This is a genomic window from Mucilaginibacter gracilis (assembly GCF_003633615.1).
Taxonomy (GTDB): Bacteria; Bacteroidota; Bacteroidia; order Sphingobacteriales; family Sphingobacteriaceae; genus Mucilaginibacter; species Mucilaginibacter gracilis.
In genome coordinates this window covers 4,441,360-4,460,285 of sequence record NZ_RBKU01000001.1, presented here as the reverse complement: position 1 = coordinate 4,460,285, position 18,926 = coordinate 4,441,360, and the positions used below count along the sequence as shown (strand labels likewise).

The following is an 18,926-nucleotide window of genomic DNA, read 5'->3' as shown; positions in this document are numbered from 1 at the left end:
TTATTCTTCTATTTCGTCCTCGTCGGCAGTGCCTTCAGTTGCGTCGCTGTCTGCATTACTGTCGCCTTCAGCCGGTTCGCTGGCTTCAGCAATTATAGTGCCTTCTCCTTCAGTAACTGTTTCTTCGGCAGCTTCGGCTTCTACCACCTCTTCTTCGCGTTCTATCTGTGCCACCGAGGCTATACTGTCGTTCTCTTTTAACGATATTAACCTCACTCCTTGCGTTGCCCGGCCCATTGTTCTTAACTCGCTAACTGCAATACGTATAATAATGCCCGATCGGTTAATAATCATCAAATCGTGCTCGTCGGTAACTCCTTTAATAGCAACTAATTGGCCGGTTTTATCGGTAACGTTAATGGTTTTAACACCCTTACCTCCCCTGTTGGTTACGCGGTAGTCGTCAATATCGGTACGTTTACCATATCCTTTTTCTGATACTACTAATACCGTTGTGGCGGCATCATCAATAGCTATCATACCCACAACTTCGTCGGTTTCGCTGGCGAGGGTAATACCTCTAACACCTGTTGCAGTACGCCCCATTGGCCTAACGGTTGATTCGTTAAAGCGTATTGCTCTGCCCGATTTTAAGGCCATTACAATTTCGCTGCTGCCAGTTGTTAACGTTGCCTCAAGCAAAGTATCACCTTCATTGATGTTGATGGCGTTGATACCGTTAGCGCGCGGACGTGAATAAGCTTCTAACGAAGTTTTTTTGATCACACCTTTGCGGGTACACATAATAATAAAGTTATTTTCCAAATAATCTTTATCCTTTAGGCTTGTTAACTTAATATAAGCCTTAATGTTTTCTTCTTTAGGGATATTGATGATGTTTTGGATAGCACGCCCTTTTGATGTACGCGTACCTTCGGGAATTTCAAACACACGCAGCCAAAAGCATTGGCCTGTTTCGGTAAAAAACAGCATGTAATTATGGTTTGATGCAATAAGCAGGTGCTCAATAAAATCGGCATCGCGGCTATTGCTGCCTATAGCTCCCTTCCCTCCTCTTGCTTGCGTGCGGTATTCGGTTAAAGGTGTACGTTTAATGTAACCTTCGTGCGATATAGTGATTACCACATTTTCATCCTCAATAAAATCTTCGGTTTGCATTTCTGCAGATGAATGCACTATTTGTGTGCGGCGCTCATCACCGTATTTTTCTTTAATCTCGGTCAGTTCGTCTTTGATGATCTGCATACGCAAACCTTCGTCGGCTAAAATAGATTTTAAGTAATCTATCAGTTTCATAAGTTCGGCATACTCCGCTTTTATCTTATCGCGTTCCAGTCCGGTTAAACGGCGAAGCGTCATATCCAAAATAGCACGGGCCTGTATTTCGCTCAAGTCAAAGCGCGTCATCAAGCCGTCGCGAGCCTCGTCCGGAGTATTCGAACTGCGTATCAGTTGAATAACCTCGTCCAAATGGTCTAAGGCGATTAACAAACCCTCTAATATATGGGCGCGTTTTTCGGCTTCGGCCAGTTCAAATTTGGTACGGCGTATAATTACTTCGTGGCGGTGCTCAACAAAGTGATGTATTAAATCTTTCAGGTTCAATAACATTGGGCGGCCATGTACCAGCGCAATATTATTTACACTAAACGATGTTTGTAACGATGTGTATTTAAAAAGGTTATTTAACACAATAGCCGCATTGGCATCGCGCTTAATTTCGTAAACCACACGGATACCTTCACGGTTTGATTCGTCGCGAATGGCCGATATGCCTTCCAGTTTCTTTTCATTCACCAGTTCGGCAGTACGCTCAATCATGATGGATTTATTGATCTGATAAGGTATCTCGGTAACGATGATGCGTTCACGGTCGCCGTTATAAATCTCGATCTCGGCGCGCGAGCGCAATACAATACGGCCACGACCGGTTTCTGATGCCTCGCGGGCACCTTCAAAACCATAAATAATACCACCGGTGGGGAAATCGGGGCCTTTAACAAACTTCATCAGTTCGCTAATTTCAATGGCCCTGTCATCAATATAAGCTATGGTGGCATTTACAACCTCGGTAAGGTTGTGTGGTGCCATATTGGTAGCCATACCTACCGCAATACCCGATGCTCCGTTAACCAACAGGTTAGGGAACTTAGCGGGCAATACAGTTGGCTCTTGTAACGAGTCGTCAAAGTTTAACTGGTAGTCTATGGTGTCCTTATTAATATCGGCCAGCATCTCTTCGGCAATTTTTTGCAACCTTGCCTCGGTGTAACGCATTGCCGCAGGGTTATCACCGTCTATCGAGCCATAATTGCCCTGCCCGTCAACCAAAGGGTATCGCAGGCTCCAATCCTGGGCCATACGCACCATAGTGCCATATACCGACGAATCGCCATGCGGGTGATACTTACCGAGTACCTCACCCACAATACGTGCCGACTTTTTATAAGGTTTGTTTGCGTTCAATCCCAAATCAAGCATACCAAAAAGTACGCGCCTGTGTACAGGTTTTAAACCGTCGCGAACATCAGGTAAAGCCCTTGATACGATAACAGACATCGAATAATCGATGTATGCCGACCGCATTTCTTCTTCAATATTGATAGGGATAATTTTATCAGACGAGCCTCCGCCGCCATTTTCTAAATCTTCAGCCATTGTTATATTTTATGCAATCGTCGCTTATTACAAAATTAAATTTAGGTGCTTTTTAAAGCGACGTGCGAAGTTAACAAAATATGTGGTACGGGGGTACGCTGTGGATAAATTTTGATGTTGTAGATTATGTATTAAGCGTATCAAAAGTTTTGCTTTTACTCAAATATAATTCAACCGTTTGCTTTAGCAATTCAAAATTACCGGTTGGCAAAATGGTTAAATTAGGGTGTGCCTGCAAGCCGCAGGCTGTAGTGGTTATAACGGGTATGCCGGCGGCAAGTGCTTTTAGCAGCATAACCGGCCGGTGTTCAACATAAGCCGGGTAAATAACCAGCCCTATACCATCCAATATATTTTGCCCTGCGGGTTCAGTTTTAACGCCATCCCAAAAGTTTTCATACTCGGTAGCTTTGCCGGTAACTACAAGTGCAAGGTTTAACTCTGTTGCAAGTTGTTTTATTTCGTAAGCACCCTTGCGGCCCACTGCCGATGCCGGGAACAAAATTTTGTTACCCGCCAACGGCTTTTTGCCAATGTTAGGCAGTGCCCAGTTAAGTTTAACGGCTTTGTTATTAAAAATATTAGCTATCTGTTGGTGTGGCGTTACAATATGCCTGGCTTTAGTTAAAGCAATGCACTCAAATTCGACCCAATTTGCCGGGGCGCGAAAATCATTGAGCGTTTCGCTTCGCGAATGTATGGTGTGTGCATGGTTAAGGCATTGGTGCAATTGTTCAAAGGGTAACCTGTTCATCAAAACATCAAAGGTGCGCCCGCCTAAGGCACCATACTCAAACATAAAAGGCAACAGGTTTTGCGCAATAACTAAATGTGTGCATTCTATAGGGATGTTTTTCGACGCCGCTTTTGCCAACTGTCTATCAAAGTTAAGGGCCTGTTTAAACACGTTGCCCTTTGCAAACAGCCTAAGGCTAATAGCCCTTTTTACAGCCACTAATGGCAGGGTTTTTACTTTGGCGTTAGTGGCAATTACCCAATTATATCTGTTTAGCCTGATAAACTTACTTTGATGTATGGGTACTATAAAATAATCATCACCGGATGCCTGTTTATTGATGTAATCGTTGTACTCGTTCCACTTTTCGTCTAACACGAAGGTGGTTATGGGTTTGGCACTGGCGCGCTTATCGGGGTTTGGATAATTAAAACAACCGAAATTGCCGCACGAATAACAATCGTTTAATTGGGATGGCTTAAGTTTAGTTGCATAATCGATTTCCGAAGTAACTCCGGTGCCGCCGCTTCTAAATTTGATAATAAGTTTATCTGCCGTAAGTTCGGCTTCAATTCTAAAGGGTTTATTGGCTTTAAAACGCAAATCAATGTAGTTCCATTTTACGGTAGCATCCCTATCCTGCTCCGCCAACGATCCTTTTATTACCCGCGTATGCTTGTGGCGTTCAATAATATCAAAATTTGCTTTTAATGCGGCATCATACAAACCGTTTGATAGCTGGCACAAACCACCTGCAATGGTTGGTACTATGCACCCTTCCCTTATTTCGCGACCTAATACGTAGCCTTTTAACTTGTTGGGGCTGCCAACATATTTCCAAAAGCTGAACACCTGCCCGGCATCAATTTCTACACCGTTTATTTTTTTAACGGCTATGCGCAAGTTTTCTATTTTGCCGGCGGTTAGTATCCAGTTTTCGGCATTATCGTCTGCGTTCCATAGTTCACTTTCCGAAACCGAAACAACTGCTTGCTGTTTTAAACTTTTGTTGTGATATAATTTTTGTTTAGGCGTTACCGTATTAACAAAAAGCCGTTTGGCTATCAATAACCGCGACTTTAAATGAAAAACAGCTTCACTTAAAAAGTTATGGTTATTTGCTAAAGTTTGTTTTGTAAGCATTGCCAGCCATCAAAAATATTGATGACATAAACTTAATAATTTTATTTAAAAGTGCGTTTTAAAATAACACTTTTACCCTGCCGGAATAAACGCCTTTGCTTTTTCTAACACCTTTGGTAAGCCGCTAACATCCTTGCCACCTGCAGTTGCATAAAATGGCTGACCGCCGCCGCCACCCTGTATCTCTTTAGCCAATTCGCGGATGATGCTGCCGGCATTTAGACCCTTTTCTTTCACCAGGCTTTCTTCTATCATTACCGTGATGTTAGGTTTGCCGTCAATTTCGGCAACTAATACTAAATACAGGTTGGGTACAATATCTTTTAAGCTATAAGCCAGATTTTTTATCGCATCAGCGTTAGGTAAATCAACCTTTTGGGCAATAAAGTTTACCCCGTTTATATTTTGGACCTGCGCCGCCAAACCTTGTTTTAAACCCGAAGCTTTTTCGAGGATGGATTTTTCCAGTTCCTTTTTCAATTTGCTGTTTTCGTCCATTAAATCTTTAATGCTTTTGGCTATGTCTTTCGGGTTTTTAAGCAGTTCTTTAATATCCTGTATCAGTTTATTTTGGTTGCCGATATATTTTTCGGCAGCCAGGCCGGTTATAGCTTCAATACGGCGCACACCTGCGGCAACGGCACTTTCGGTAATAATTTTAAAGTAACCTATTTGCCCGGTTGATTGCACGTGCGTACCGCCGCAAAGCTCAATGCTAAATTTAGCATCTATTGTTACAACCCTAACCGTATCGCCATATTTTTCGCCAAACAAAGCGTTTGCGCCTAAGGCAATCGCTTCCTCTTTGGGGAGTTCTTTAATATCAACGTTAATATTCTCGCGTATCTTTTCGTTAACGATAGCTTCTATCTGCGCTATTTCATTATCGGTAACCTTGCTGAAGTGCGAAAAATCAAAACGCAAATATTCGCCATTTACCAAACTGCCTTTTTGGTTTACATGCGTACCTAAAACCTGTTTTAAAGCCGCATGCAACAAGTGCGTTGCCGAGTGGTTGTTATTGGTTGCCTTACGTTTAGCCAAATCGACAATGGCGGTTAAGGCATCGTCAATATCCTGCGGAAGTTTATCTACAAAGTGTACTATCAGCCCGTTCTCTTTCTTAGTATCGGTAACGGCAACAATCTCACCATCCGGAAAAACCAGTTCGCCGGTATCACCCACCTGCCCACCGCTTTCGGCATAAAAAGGCGTTTTATCTAAAACCAACTGGTATTGCTCCACACCCTTTGCCTTAACCTTGCGGTATTTAACCACGTGAGCAATAGTTTCGGTTTCATTATAACCTACAAACTCAACCGTTTCATCGTCTTTTAAAACAATCCAATCGCCGGTATCAATGGCAGTTGCCGCGCGGGAGCGGTTTTTTTGTTGTTGGAGAGCGGCTTCGTAGCCAGCAATGTCAACAGTAAAGTCAAAGTCCTTCGCCATCAGTTCCGTTAAGTCAATCGGAAACCCAAACGTGTCGAACAATTCAAATGCAACAAACCCATGCAATATTTTTCGGTCTCTGTACGCATTTATTTCTTTGGTTAGCTCCGCATTTGAAGGAATAACGGCGCCCCTTGTCATGATTATATCAAATCGAAGTATTCCTTTTTCCAGCGTTCTTAAAAATGCTAATTCTTCTTCAAGAACAACTTTTTTCACAAATTCTCTTTGTTCCCAAAGTTCATTAAAAACACCTTTAAACTGTTCGGCCAAAATAAGAACCAATTTATTTAAAAAAGGTTCTTTTATTCCTAAAAACTGATAAGAATATCTAACCGCTCTACGTAATATCCTACGGATCACATAGCCGGCCTTATTATTGGATGGCAATTGTCCATCTATAATGGCAAAACTGATTGCACGTATATGGTCTGCCATAACACGCATAGAAATCGCTTCCATTTTATCTGCTCCGGAATTATCCGAAACTTTTTCATATTTAATTCCGCTCTTCTCCGAAATAAACTGTATTAGGGGTTGGAAAATATCAGTATCATAATTAGATGCTTTACCTTGCATCACCCTTACCAAACGTTCAAATCCCATACCTGTATCGATATGTTTAGCAGGCAAGTCGATTAGTTTAGAATAAAGGAATAAATTGTCAGATTTCCATTTTTTTATATCAAAATTAAGCCCAAGGTTGTTCTTATTTTCTTCTATAACTGCAATGTATTCTGATAGCCCGCCTTTTTCACCACCAAAAACTCTATTGAATTGCATGAAAACATTATTCCAAATTTCTATTACGTCGGGATTGTCTTGATTTACTAAATCTCGACCTGGAAGTTCTAATCTTTGTTGCAATGAACGCCCATCATAATGAATTTCCGAGCACGGACCGCATGGGCCTGTTTCACCCATTTCCCAAAAATTATCTTTTTTATTTCCTAAGACTATATGATCTTCGTTTACATATTGCAACCATAAATCAATAGCTTCTTGATCTTTAGGCAATCCCTCCTTTTCATCACCTTCAAAAACCGTGACGTATAGACGATCTTTCTCTATTTTGTAAATTTCCGTTAATAGTTCCCAACTCCACGCTATGGCTTCTTTTTTAAAATAATCACCAAAGCTCCAGTTACCTAACATTTCAAACATCGTATGATGATATGTGTCGATACCAACTTCTTCCAGGTCATCGTGCTTGCCCGATACTCGTAAACAACGTTGAGTATCCACAACGCGCGGAAACTTTATTGGCTCTTCTCCCAAAAAAACACCTTTAAACTGATTCATGCCCGCATTGGTAAACATTAATGCGGGGTCGTTTTTAACCACAATTGGCGCCGATGGCACAATCTGGTGTCCTTTGGAAGCAAAAAAATCTAAAAAAGCCTGACGTATTTCCTGAGCAGTCATGTGTATAAAATTATGGGTGCAAAGATATTTTTTTGATGTCGGATTTCGGATGTCCGATTTCGGATTTATTTTTATTTCGGAGATCGGCTGTTCGATGTCGAATTTATTTCTATTTCGCAGGTTCGATTTGGAATTTTTAATATCAGGAAGAAATGTTAGTACTTTGATGCAAAGCACACTAAACTCAAACGTTAGCAATTCATTTTTCAAATCCGAAATCGAACATCCGATCTTCGAAATAAAAAATCTTTCAATCCGAAATCAAAAATCCGAAATCCAACATATCTTTGCCCTATGCCTTACAAAGAACGCGACATTAGCAAGCTGTACTATACTATGGGCGAAGTTTCGGCCATGTTTGATGTAAACCAATCGTTGTTGCGGTTTTACGAAAAGGAATTTGATATTCTGCAACCCAAAAAAAATAAAAAGGGCAACCGCTACTTCACTCCCGAAGATATTGCGAACCTCAAAATTATTTTTAACCTCATTAACGAAAAAGGCTATACCCTGCAAGGTGCAAAAGATTACCTGCGCGAAAACTTAGGTGTAACCAAAGATAACCAGGCTGTTATCAATTCGTTAGAAACTTTAAAGCAGTTTTTGCTGGAGGTGCGGGATCAGATGTAGGGAGCCTCACCCTGCCCTCTCCAAAGGAGAGGGTTCTTGATGTGCTTGGTTTCAAAGTCCTCTCCTTTGGAGAGGATTTAGGTGAGGCTCTTGTTTTTTCAATTATCTTGTTATATTTGCCGCAACTTACCTCAAGTAAACATGAACGGTTTTCACATACATCAACTGCATCTGCACCATCGTACCAAGTAACGATACGCATTTACTGTATGTTTTTATTAGCAATAATAACCCGTTTAGTCCATTACTACCCTTAATACCAAATTTGTGAAAACACTTAAAATAGCGATCCAGAAATCGGGGCGCCTTAATGAAAAATCTGTTGAGTTACTAAAAAACTGCGGATTAAACTTCGAGAACTACAAAAGCTCCCTTATTTCGCCGGTATCAAATTTCCCTCTGGAAATTCTTTTTCTTCGCGACGATGATATTCCCGAGTATGTTCAGGATGGCATTGCCGACCTGGGCATCGTAGGCGAAAACATGATTGAGGAAACCGAAGTTGATGTAAATTACCTGCAACGCCTGGGCTTTGGCAAATGCACCCTAAAAATTGCCATCCCCAATAGCAGCGATATTCAGCAACTGTCGGATTTTAATGGTAAATCCATTGCTACATCCTACCCTGCCATCCTTAAAAAATACCTGGCTAAAAACGATATCAAAGCCGATGTGCGCATGATATCCGGCTCCGTAGAAATTTCTCCCGGCCTGGGTTTAAGCGATGCCATTTTTGATATTGTATCAACCGGCGGAACCTTAAAGAGCAACGGGTTAAAACCGTTTAGCGATGTCATGACGTCCGAAGCTATCCTGATTGGCAATAAAAATGTTGACAGGCCAGACTTGATTGAAGAACTGATTGCCCGTATACAATCAGTATTGCGCGCCAAAGAAACCAAGTATGTAGTACTAAACGTTAGTCGCGATAATTTAGCCCAGGTATTGGCCCTGCTTCCGGGAGTGAAAAGCCCGTCGGTAGTACCATTGGCCGAAGCTGACTGGGTGGCCGTTCATACCGTTATCCCCGAACGCGACTTTTGGGATAAAATAAGCAAGCTAAAACAAGCAGGTGCACAAGGCATAGTGGTTATGCCAATTGAAAAGATAATTGCTTAACCCCCCGGCCCCCTAAAGGGGGAGAATATGCAAGTGGCTATAAAAGATTAATGCAATGAATAGCATAAACAAAAAAATTGAGGACAATAGTTCCCCCTTCAGGGGGCTAGGGGGCTATACGTATGGTGAGCTTTCCGCTGCCCAACTTCGCTCGCTCGTTCAGCGCAACGTTGATCCGGCTAACGAGATACGCGCTGTTGTTGAAGATGTAATAAGCAATGTGCGTGAGCATGGCGATAATGCTTTACTTGGCTACGCACAAAAATTTGATCATGTTGAATTGCAAAAGCTGTATTTAGATAAAGCCGAACTTGAAGAACTGGCTACCGCCCTCTTGCCGGAGCAAAAACAGGCTTTGCAAACTGCTTATCAAAACATCAAAAAATTTCACCAAACGCAACTCAAAACCGAAGACAAGGTTGAAACTATGCCCGGCGTTACCTGCTGGCGCGAGTTAAGGCCTATTGAACGTGTTGGTTTATATATACCCGGTGGTAGCGCCGTTTTACCAAGCACATTGCTCATGTTGGGCATTCCGGCGCAAATTGCAGGTTGCCACCAAATAGTGGTTTGCTCGCCGCCACAAAAAAACGGTAAGGTAAATGCATTTATAGCTTACGTTTGCCAATTGCTTGGGATAGATAAAATTTACCTTGCGGGAGGTTCGCAAGCCATTGCCGCTATGGCTTATGGTACCGAAACTATACCGGCGGTTGATAAAATATTTGGTCCCGGAAACCAGTTTGTAACCAAAGCCAAAACCATCATCCAATCAACCACTACCTGCGCCATTGATATGCCCGCGGGCCCATCGGAAGTATTGGTAATTGCCGATGAAACCAGCAACCCTGAGTTTGTGGCTGCCGATTTATTGGCCCAGGCCGAGCACGGTGCCGATAGTCAGTCTATATTAGTAGCTACGTCACAAAATATAATTGATGCCGTTAACAAAGCTTTGGAAAAACAATTACCCGTTTTACCAAGAGCCGAAATAGCCGGAAAAGCAATAGCAAACTCCTATTCGGTTTTGGTTAATGATTTGCAACAGGCTATGCAGTTTAGCAACCTTTACGCACCGGAGCACTTAATACTGGCTACCGAAAATTGGCAGTCGATAGTAAACAGCATCATTAACGCCGGGTCGGTATTTTTAGGAAACCTAACCCCCGAAAGCGTTGGCGATTACGCATCCGGCACTAACCATACCCTGCCAACCAGTGCTTACGCGCGGGCATATTCGGGCGTATCGGTTGATTCGTTTGTGAAGAAGATAACCTTCCAGCATATCACGCCCGATGGCATCCAGAACATCGGGCCAACCGTAGAGATTTTAGCCGAATTGGAGGGCTTGCATGCGCATAAAAATGCGGTGACAATACGAAGAGCCCCCTAACCCCCTAAAGGGGGAACTGATTGTCCTGACTGATTGTCCTGATGGGACTGGAATTGATTACAGTAAAAGAATTATTACCATGACACAAGATATTTCGAATAACGAATCATCAAGCAGTAGCAACCTTGCTAATCAAAACTCCCCCTTTAGGGGGCTAGGGGGGCTTCTACGAGAGAACATCCGCAACCTCACACCCTACTCCTCCGCACGCGATGAGTTTCAGGGCGAGGCCAGTGTTTACCTTGACGCCAACGAAAATGCTTTTGGCTCGCCGCTAACCGAGCAATATCATCGTTACCCGGACCCTATGCAGTACGCCGTTAAAAAGCGCTTGATGGAAATAAAAGGCGTACCAACTCGCAATATATTTTTAGGTAACGGCAGCGACGAGGCTATCGATATACTTTTCCGCAGCTTTTGTAACCCTGGGGTTGATAATGTTATCATCGTACCGCCTACTTATGGCATGTATCAGGTATCGGCCAATATTAATGATGTAGAGGCCCGCAAGGTAAACCTTACACCCGATTATCAGCTTAACATGGAAGGTATTGCCCAGGCTATTGATGAGCATACCAAAATGATATTCATCTGCTCGCCAAATAACCCTACCGGTAACTCCATCAACCGCACCGATGTGGAAACGCTGCTGGCTAACTTTAACGGTTTGGTTATTGTTGATGAGGCTTATATTAACTTTAGTCGCCAAAAAACCTTTATACAGGAGTTAACAGAATATGCTAACCTGGTGGTATTACAAACGCTATCGAAAGCGTGGGGACTTGCAGGTTTACGCCTTGGGATGGCCTTTGCAAGCGAAGAAGTTATTGAGGTGATGAACCGCGTTAAACCGCCTTACAACGTTAACGAGGCTACACAACAACTGGTTTTAGAGGCTTTACAGAATGTTGACCAGGTAAATAGCTGGATAAAGCAAACGCTGGCCGAGCGCGATAAATTGGTTTTATGGTTAAAGCAATTTGATTTTGTGCTGGATATTTACCCGTCTGATGCCAACTTCATCCTGGTTAAAACCACCGATGCTAAAGCGATATACAATCATTTGGTTGGCCAGGGCATCATTGTGCGCGACCGATCAAAAGTTGAGCTTTGCGAAGGTTGTTTGCGCATTACTGTTGGTACGCCCGAAGAAAATATAACCCTGATTAATACGCTTAAAACAATAAATTTAGGATAATAACCATTTCAACACTACCTTTAAACAGGAATGAATAAGCTGAAAAGAATACTTTTTATTGACCGCGACGGTACGCTGATAACCGAACCTGCCGACGAACAGATAGACTCGTTTGCTAAATTGGAGTTTTATCCGCACATGTTACAATACCTGCCCAAAATTGCTGCCGAACTTGATTTTGAATTGGTAATGGTAACCAATCAGGACGGTTTAGGTACGGCTGTATATCCCGAAGATACCTTTTGGCCGGTACAAAATTTTGTGATTAAAACCTTGGCTAACGAGGGCATAACCTTTAGCGATTACGTTATAGACCGCACCTTTGCCCGTGATAATGCGCCAACACGCAAACCCGGCACCGCGTTGCTCACAAAATATTTTGACGAAGAAGTTTACGATCTTAAAAATTCATTCACCATTGGCGATCGGTTGAACGATGTGCTTTTAGCCAAAAATTTAGGTGCAAAAGCCATCTGGTTAAATAACAACAGCAATTTAGGCGGAGCCGAGTTTACCACAGAACAACAGGCTGCCATTAAAGAAACCGTAGCCGTTGAAACTACCGAGTGGGAAAAAATATACGAGTTTTTAAAATTGGGCGAACGCACAACAGAACATGTGCGCAAAACCAAGGAAACCGATATTGCTATCAAAATAAATTTGGATGGTAAAGGCGATGCCAAAGTATCAACGGGGCTGCATTTTTTCGATCACATGTTAGATCAGATAGCCCGCCACGGCAGTATTGATTTGGATATTACCGCCAAAGGAGACTTACATATTGACGAACATCACACGATTGAAGATACAGGCATAGCACTGGGTGAAGCATTCCTTACTGTATTAGGCGATAAGCGCGGAATAGAACGGTACGGATTTTGTTTGCCTATGGATGATTGCCTGGCACAGGTAGCCATTGATTTTGGTGGCCGCAACTGGATAGTGTGGGATGCAGAATTTAAACGCGAAAAAATTGGCGAAATGCCTACCGAAATGTTTTACCATTTCTTTAAGTCGTTCTCCGATGCTTCAAAATGCAACCTTAACATCAAAGCCGAAGGCCAAAACGAACATCATAAAATTGAGGCCATATTTAAAGCCTTCGCCAAAGCCATTAAAATGGCCGTGCGCAGGGATGTGAATAATATGGTTTTGCCAAGTACCAAGGGAGTACTTTAATAAGATGCAAGAGTCAAGATGCAAGAATCAAGACTTTTGTAGAATTTATAAAACTGAATTGAGTAGGAAGATGTCTTGCATCTTGCATCTTGGTTCTTGATTCTGATTAAAATGACAGGTATTATTTACTACGGAGCCGGCAACATATTTTCATTAACCTCAGCTTTAGACAGGTTGGGCATTAGTTACGGCATGATACATACCGAAGCCGATTTTGAGCAGTACGACCGGTATATTATACCTGGCGTGGGCCATGCAGGTGCTGCCATGAATAAGCTTGAGCAAACCGGTTTAGTGCCTGTAATAAAGAAACTTACAAAGCCAACTTTAGGTATTTGTGTAGGTATGCAATTGCTAACATCCTATTCCGAAGAGGGGGATTCCAGTTTATTGGATATTATACCCGTAAAAACATTGAGGTTTAAAGATAGCGCCCAATTTAAAGTGCCCCATACAGGTTGGAATCAGGTTTATCCCGAGTTGGATAACCCGCTTTTTAAAAATATCCCGCAAGGTTCGCACTTTTATTTTGTGCATTCGTATTATATTGAGCATAATCCCTTATATACTTTAGCATCAACTAATTATACATTGCCGTTTTCGGCTTCTATTCGGAAAGATAACTTTTTTGGTGTACAATTTCACCCCGAAAAATCAGGTCCGTTTGGCGAGCATCTTTTAACTAACTTTGCAAATATTTAATTCAATACAATGTACATTATCCCCGCTGTTGATATTCTCGACCAAAAGGTAGTTCGCTTACGCGAAGGTGATTATCAGCAAATAACCAGCTACGATGTTTCTTTAGAAGAGATGATTGAAACATACCGCTCAAACGGTGCAGAATTGATCCACATCATCGACCTAAACGGTGCTAAAGGCGATTTTAGCAATCAGGAATATCTGTTCAACATCATCAAAAAAACAGATATGAAAATTCAGTACGGCGGCGGTGTACGCAGTATCGAAAAAGTTAAGGAGCTGCTTGGTGCAGGCGTTCACCGTGTAATTGTAGGAACACAGGCCATAACCAACCCCGATTTTTTAAGTGAACTTAGTAGAGAAGTGGGCAGCAAAGACGGTAAAACAGAAAAAATTGTAGTAGCTATAGATGTTTTAGACGAGGTAATTAAATACTCGGGCTGGATGGAAAGCTCGCCAATTAAGCTAATGGATTATGTTGATAAGTGTCTGAACCTCGGTTTCTTCCGGTTTTTATGTACAGATATTAATAAAGACGGAAAACTGGGCGGCGCAGGTATTGAGCTTTACGAAAAACTGTTAGACCATTCCCCTTTTATCAAACTGATAGCTTCGGGTGGTGTAAGTTCCATGAAAGATATTGAGAAGCTGAACAAAATCAAAGTAGAATCGTGCGTGGTAGGCAAAGCCATCTACGAAAACCGCATTACTGTTGAAGAAATTAAACACTGGAATTTAGATGCTTTGATTTCAATATAAATAAAATTGTCATTGCGAGGAACGAAGCAACCGCAGACTATACAAGGCTGCTCTGCCTATGTGCGGTTGCTTCGTTCCTCGCAATGACACACTAATATTATGCTTTCAAAAAGAATCATTCCCTGCCTCGACGTTAAAGATGGCCGCACCGTAAAAGGTGTGAACTTTGTTGACCTGCGTGATGCCGGCGACCCGGTTGAACTGGCCTGGAACTACTCGCAGCAAGGCGCCGATGAATTGGTGTTTTTAGATATTACAGCTACGCACGAACGCCGTAAAACAATGGTGGAACTTGTAAAGGCCGTTGCGCGCAACATTAACATCCCCTTCACTATAGGTGGTGGTATAAACGCAATAGAAGACGCTGACGCGCTTTTAAACGCCGGGGCTGATAAAGTATCCATCAACTCGGCTGCGGTGCGCACCCCGGCTCTTATTGACCAATTAGCCAAAGCTTTTGGTGTGCAGTTTGTGGTGGTTGCGGTTGATACCCGCCACAACGACGGGAAAAACATAGTTTACTTAAACGGTGGGCGCATACCCACAGAAAAAGAAACTTTTGATTGGATACGCGAAGCCGAAAGCCGCGGCGCAGGTGAGATACTGTTAACCTCAATGGATCACGACGGTACCAAAGCAGGTTTTGATTGCGGCTTTTTAAAAACCATAAACGATGCCGTGCATATCCCGGTTATTGCGTCTGGCGGCGCAGGTTCGGTACAGCATTTTGTTGATGTATTTGAACAGGCTAATGTTGATGCGGCACTGGCGGCTTCGGTATTTCATTATGGCGAGATATTGATACCCGATTTAAAGGCTGTGTTGAAGAATAAGGGTATTGAAGTAAGAATAAGCCCCACCCAACCCTCCCCGGAAGGGAGGACTTTTTAAAGTCTACCCAACCGGGAGAGATTTAGAGGGGGCTAAAATATAAAAACATGAATATAGATTTTAACAAAGGCAACGGCTTAGTGCCGGTTGTAATACAAGACGACCAAACCCTTGAAGTACTGATGCTGGGTTATATGAACCAGGAAGCTTACGATAAAACCGTGAGCGAAAATAAAGTCACTTTTTTCTCTCGCACTAAAAACCGTTTGTGGACAAAAGGCGAGAGTAGCAAAAATTACTTGCATGTAAAAAGCATGGCTTTAGATTGCGATAACGATACGCTTTTGATAAAAGTTAAAGCCGAGGGACCAACCTGCCACACAGGTGAAAGAAACTGCTTTAAAACTTCATATAACCATAACTTTATATTTGAATTACAGAACATTATAAACGAAAGGTATGACAATCCGTCAGAAGGTTCATACGTAAATAAGTTGCGCAAAAAGGGCTTGAATAAGATAGCCCAAAAGGTGGGCGAAGAAGGTGTCGAAACCGTAATTGCTGCCTTAGCCGAAACCGAAACCGACCTGATAAACGAAGCTTCTGATTTGATGTTTCACTTGCTGGTATTGCTTCGCGAGAAGAACTTAAACTTGGAAGTGATAGCTAAGAATTTAGAGTCGAGACATAAGTAGTGTTTAGTTAGTAGGTTATTTGTTATGAGTTATTGGCAAATGCAAAAGTTAGTCGGCTTAATTATTTTCAGCATTTTTACTTCTTCTACTGTGTTTGCACAATCAGATTCTTTGCTGCGTGCACAGATAAAAGAGATAGCTAAAGATGCCAAAGGCGCAGTAGGTTTTGCCATGCTGGGTATCGAAAATCGTGATACCCTCTCCTACAACGGCCAGCTGCATTTGCCTATGCAAAGCGTGATGAAGTTCCCGATAGCGATTACTGTTTTGCACCAGGTGGACGAGGGTATGCTGACTTTAGATCAACTTATACCTATCGATAAAAGTGACCTGCCTGAAACATATAGCCCGCTTCGCGATAAATTCCCGGAAGGAAATGTGAGCATCGCGATAAGGGAATTATTAAGCTACATGGTATCGCTTAGTGATAACGATGCGTGCGACATTCTACTCAAAACCCTTGGCGGTACAGCTGTTGTAGATGCTTATATGCATAGTTTTGGTATCAAGCAAATAGCAATAAAAGCATCCGAATTTCAAATGGCCCAAGCCTGGGACGTACAGTTCACTAACTGGACGATGCCCAAAGAGATGATCCGCTTGCTGGATATTGCTACCAAACCTAATTTCTTATCCAAAACCAGCCACGATTATTTATGGAAGATAATGGAAGCAACCATTACCGGCCCAAATCAAATTAAGGGTTTGCTACCGGCGGGAACCATTGTAGCGCATAAAACAGGCCGTTCCGGGACAAACGACGGAATAGCGGCTGCTACAAATGATGTGGGTATTATCACATTGCCAAACGGTAAACATTTGGCCGTAGCCGTATTTGTCACCAACTCGGCCGTTGATCTGCCTGCCCGCGAATCGGTTATCGCCCGCATTGCGAAAGCGGCTTATGACTATGAGATAGCAAAGTAGTTATTACCTTTATTAAAATTTAATTGCTAGGGACGAAGCAATGACACGGAGAAGATAACAAATGACAGTCGAAAAAATAGCCGAACTTACAGGCCACTCCAACCCTATTTTCACATTAGAGCTTTCGCAGAAGCCCGGCGTACTGTTCACAGGTGGTAACGATAAAGGCGTGGTAGAATGGAGCCTGAAAGATAACTCTTTTATTAAGGTTATGTTCCCGGTTCCGGCTTCGGTTTACGCTATACACTGCCCTACTGGGTATCCACTCATGTTTGCGGGTTTACGCAACGGAATGGTTATGGCGTTCGATTTTATGAAGCAGGCTTTACTGCCAACACTCAAACATCATGTCAAACCTATATTTGATATTAAATCGGTTGTAAGTAAAAAAGAACTGCTTGTAGCTTCCGAAGATGGCGGGGTTTCGGTTTGGAGTTTAGATACATTGAACTTATTACATACTATTCAGGTTTCTACAGATACCGTTAGATGCATTGCCGTTTCGCCAAACGAAAAGCAAGTTGCCTTTGGTTGCCGGGATAACATCATCCGGGTGTATGATCTGGAAGACTATGCGCTCATCCATACCATTAAGGGCCACACGATGTCGGTATTTTCATTAGCTTATTCTCCCGACGGAAGTTACCTGGCATCGGGCGCGCGCGATGCACAGGTTAAAATTTGGGACAGTATAACTTACCGGCCCATCACCAATATTCCGGCACATTTGTTTGCAGTCAACCATATAGACTTCCATCCTACTCAACCTTATTTTGCTACCGCCAGCATGGATAAAAGCATTAAGATATGGGGAGCAGACGATTTTAAGCTCTATAAGGCCATCAGTCGCGAAAAAGGGTACCCAGCACATCCATTATCCATAAACAAGCTTGCGTGGTTTGATAACGGCTCAAAACTTGCTTCCGTGAGCGACGATAAGGCAGTTATGATATGGAATATATCTTTTTGATGTGCAAATTTTAATGTGGAGATGAGAAAATGTACACGTGTGCAAATGAAAATAATTATTTAATTTACTCATCAAAACAATTTGCACACCTGCATATTTACTAATTTGCACATCAATTTACACATCTAAAAATGGTAGTATCCGAAACAACACTCAAATGGGCAATGCGTTTTTATCCGCCGCTTTTTTTTCAGCGTATATGGGTACAAAAATTTAACAAGGGTTTTACTGGTGTAGAAGTTAAAATAAATAAAAGCGTTTTTAATAAAAACTACAACGATTCTATTTTTGGCGGAACCATATTTGCCGGGGCCGATCCGTTTTACGCACTACTTTTCGACCAGCTATTGCAAAGGCGCGGTTTTAAAGTTAGGGTATGGCTTAAATCGGCACAAATACAATACCTAAAACCTGGCCGAACCAACCTGTATTTTAAGATAAACATCACCGAAGCCGATGTTGCCGAGGCCGAAAAAATTTTAAATACTGTTGGTAAATTTGTAAAAGCCTTCCCAATTGAGATGTATAATAAAGAGGGCGAACTATGCGTTTCGCTTGTAAACGAAGTATACGTTCGCAACTTGCATGTTGGCGAAGAAGCAAATATAGCCTATTAACTGTGGTATACAAGTGCCTTTGGGTACATGGCAACAAATTCAATAAGTAGTTTAATAAAATAAACTTAAATGGATAACTACCAACACCTTATAGCAAATGGTTACACAATTTCAACAGATAAAAGTCTGCTTGATTTTGAAGTCATATTTAATTATCTCGGCTATGAATCCTATTGGTCTAAAGGTATTGCGCCCGAAACTTTGCGTAAAGCTATTGATAACGCCATGTGTTTTGGGGGTTACCACCATAAAAAACAAATTGGTTTTGCCAAAGTAGTTACAGATAAAGCAACTTTTGCTTATCTTGCTGATGTGTTTATTTTAGAACCATACCGGGGTTTAGGCTTATCTAAGTGGCTTGTGCACACTATAAAGTTGCACCCCGACTTGCAAGGTTTGCGCCGATGGATGCTGGCTACTGCCGATGCGCATGGCTTATACGCACAATTTGGATTTGAACCTGTAAACAACCCCGAGCGCTGGATGCAGATATTTACGCCTTACCAAACCAATAATTGAGAACAGAGAGGC

Annotated in this window: 16 protein-coding genes; 13 read left to right on the top strand and 3 right to left on the bottom strand. The window is 42.3% G+C overall.

What is annotated here, in order from left to right:
* The 3 genes from gyrA to alaS all read right to left on the bottom strand — a co-directional run bounded on the left by gyrA (nt 1) and on the right by alaS (nt 7,375).
* Complete coding sequence (gyrA, locus tag BDD43_RS19800; protein WP_121199302.1) at nt 1–2,619, bottom strand: DNA gyrase subunit A; 2,619 nt, start codon at nt 2,617–2,619, stop codon at nt 1–3.
* A gap of 124 nt (nt 2,620–2,743) precedes the next feature.
* Complete coding sequence (locus BDD43_RS19795; protein ID WP_121199301.1) at nt 2,744–4,498, bottom strand: VanW family protein; 1,755 nt, start codon at nt 4,496–4,498, stop codon at nt 2,744–2,746.
* Nucleotides 4,499–4,570: 72 nt separating this feature from the next.
* Complete coding sequence (gene alaS, locus BDD43_RS19790; protein ID WP_121199300.1) at nt 4,571–7,375, bottom strand: alanine--tRNA ligase; 2,805 nt, start codon at nt 7,373–7,375, stop codon at nt 4,571–4,573.
* Nucleotides 7,376–7,669: 294 nt separating this feature from the next.
* Here alaS and BDD43_RS19785 point away from each other — a divergent pair, with 294 nt between their 5' ends.
* The 13 genes from BDD43_RS19785 to BDD43_RS19725 all read left to right on the top strand — a co-directional run bounded on the left by BDD43_RS19785 (nt 7,670) and on the right by BDD43_RS19725 (nt 18,914).
* Complete coding sequence (locus BDD43_RS19785; RefSeq protein WP_121199299.1) at nt 7,670–8,005, top strand: MerR family transcriptional regulator; 336 nt, start codon at nt 7,670–7,672, stop codon at nt 8,003–8,005.
* Between the two features lie 267 nt (nt 8,006–8,272).
* The gene (gene hisG / locus BDD43_RS19780) at nt 8,273–9,124 is read left to right on the top strand and encodes an ATP phosphoribosyltransferase (protein WP_121199298.1); all 852 of its coding nucleotides are present in this window, start codon (nt 8,273–8,275) and stop codon (nt 9,122–9,124) included.
* 55 nt (nt 9,125–9,179) lie between these two features.
* On the top strand, nt 9,180–10,517 hold the full coding sequence (gene hisD / locus BDD43_RS19775; protein WP_121199297.1) for a histidinol dehydrogenase: 1,338 nt from the start codon (nt 9,180–9,182) through the stop codon (nt 10,515–10,517).
* 79 nt (nt 10,518–10,596) lie between these two features.
* Nucleotides 10,597–11,715 (top strand): histidinol-phosphate transaminase, encoded by a 1,119-nt coding sequence (gene hisC, locus BDD43_RS19770; protein ID WP_121199296.1) that lies wholly within the window; start codon nt 10,597–10,599, stop codon nt 11,713–11,715.
* A gap of 30 nt (nt 11,716–11,745) precedes the next feature.
* Nucleotides 11,746–12,894 carry a bifunctional histidinol-phosphatase/imidazoleglycerol-phosphate dehydratase HisB gene (gene hisB / locus BDD43_RS19765; RefSeq protein WP_121199295.1) on the top strand — a complete coding sequence of 383 codons (1,149 nt, stop codon included), beginning with the start codon at nt 11,746–11,748 and terminating at the stop codon, nt 12,892–12,894.
* Between the two features lie 111 nt (nt 12,895–13,005).
* Complete coding sequence (gene hisH, locus BDD43_RS19760; protein ID WP_121199294.1) at nt 13,006–13,596, top strand: imidazole glycerol phosphate synthase subunit HisH; 591 nt, start codon at nt 13,006–13,008, stop codon at nt 13,594–13,596.
* Nucleotides 13,597–13,605: 9 nt separating this feature from the next.
* Nucleotides 13,606–14,355 (top strand): 1-(5-phosphoribosyl)-5-[(5-phosphoribosylamino)methylideneamino]imidazole-4-carboxamide isomerase, encoded by a 750-nt coding sequence (hisA, locus tag BDD43_RS19755; protein ID WP_121199293.1) that lies wholly within the window; start codon nt 13,606–13,608, stop codon nt 14,353–14,355.
* A gap of 99 nt (nt 14,356–14,454) precedes the next feature.
* Nucleotides 14,455–15,246, top strand: a complete 792-nt coding sequence (gene hisF / locus BDD43_RS19750; protein WP_121199292.1) for an imidazole glycerol phosphate synthase subunit HisF — start codon at nt 14,455–14,457, stop codon at nt 15,244–15,246.
* A 47-nt stretch (nt 15,247–15,293) separates the two neighbouring features.
* The gene (gene hisIE, locus BDD43_RS19745; protein WP_121199291.1) at nt 15,294–15,881 is read left to right on the top strand and encodes a bifunctional phosphoribosyl-AMP cyclohydrolase/phosphoribosyl-ATP diphosphatase HisIE; all 588 of its coding nucleotides are present in this window, start codon (nt 15,294–15,296) and stop codon (nt 15,879–15,881) included.
* 39 nt (nt 15,882–15,920) lie between these two features.
* Nucleotides 15,921–16,808, top strand: a complete 888-nt coding sequence (gene bla, locus BDD43_RS19740; RefSeq protein ID WP_121202049.1) for a class A beta-lactamase, subclass A2 — start codon at nt 15,921–15,923, stop codon at nt 16,806–16,808.
* 61 nt (nt 16,809–16,869) lie between these two features.
* Nucleotides 16,870–17,778, top strand: a complete 909-nt coding sequence (locus tag BDD43_RS19735) for a WD40 repeat domain-containing protein (RefSeq protein ID WP_121199290.1) — start codon at nt 16,870–16,872, stop codon at nt 17,776–17,778.
* Nucleotides 17,779–17,909: 131 nt separating this feature from the next.
* Nucleotides 17,910–18,395: a DUF4442 domain-containing protein gene (locus tag BDD43_RS19730; protein WP_121199289.1), complete on the top strand. Its 486-nt coding sequence runs from the start codon at nt 17,910–17,912 to the stop codon at nt 18,393–18,395.
* Nucleotides 18,396–18,464: 69 nt separating this feature from the next.
* On the top strand, nt 18,465–18,914 hold the full coding sequence (locus tag BDD43_RS19725) for a GNAT family N-acetyltransferase (protein WP_121199288.1): 450 nt from the start codon (nt 18,465–18,467) through the stop codon (nt 18,912–18,914).
* Nucleotides 18,915–18,926: the final 12 nt, after the last annotated feature.

Bases quoted from the DNA above. Each gene is read 5' to 3' on its own strand.
- gyrA (WP_121199302.1), bottom strand. From the start codon at position 2,619: ATGGCTGAAGATTTAGAAAATGGCGGCGGAGGCTCGTCTGATAAAATT.
- BDD43_RS19795 (WP_121199301.1), bottom strand. From the start codon at position 4,498: ATGCTTACAAAACAAACTTTAGCAAATAACCATAACTTTTTAAGTGAA.
- alaS (WP_121199300.1), bottom strand. From the start codon at position 7,375: ATGACTGCTCAGGAAATACGTCAGGCTTTTTTAGATTTTTTTGCTTCC.
- BDD43_RS19785 (WP_121199299.1), top strand. From the start codon at position 7,670: ATGCCTTACAAAGAACGCGACATTAGCAAGCTGTACTATACTATGGGC.
- hisD (WP_121199297.1), top strand. From the start codon at position 9,180: ATGAATAGCATAAACAAAAAAATTGAGGACAATAGTTCCCCCTTCAGG.
- hisC (WP_121199296.1), top strand. From the start codon at position 10,597: ATGACACAAGATATTTCGAATAACGAATCATCAAGCAGTAGCAACCTT.
- hisB (WP_121199295.1), top strand. From the start codon at position 11,746: ATGAATAAGCTGAAAAGAATACTTTTTATTGACCGCGACGGTACGCTG.
- hisH (WP_121199294.1), top strand. From the start codon at position 13,006: ATGACAGGTATTATTTACTACGGAGCCGGCAACATATTTTCATTAACC.
- hisA (WP_121199293.1), top strand. From the start codon at position 13,606: ATGTACATTATCCCCGCTGTTGATATTCTCGACCAAAAGGTAGTTCGC.
- hisF (WP_121199292.1), top strand. From the start codon at position 14,455: ATGCTTTCAAAAAGAATCATTCCCTGCCTCGACGTTAAAGATGGCCGC.
- hisIE (WP_121199291.1), top strand. From the start codon at position 15,294: ATGAATATAGATTTTAACAAAGGCAACGGCTTAGTGCCGGTTGTAATA.
- bla (WP_121202049.1), top strand. From the start codon at position 15,921: ATGCAAAAGTTAGTCGGCTTAATTATTTTCAGCATTTTTACTTCTTCT.
- BDD43_RS19735 (WP_121199290.1), top strand. From the start codon at position 16,870: ATGACAGTCGAAAAAATAGCCGAACTTACAGGCCACTCCAACCCTATT.
- BDD43_RS19730 (WP_121199289.1), top strand. From the start codon at position 17,910: ATGGTAGTATCCGAAACAACACTCAAATGGGCAATGCGTTTTTATCCG.
- BDD43_RS19725 (WP_121199288.1), top strand. From the start codon at position 18,465: ATGGATAACTACCAACACCTTATAGCAAATGGTTACACAATTTCAACA.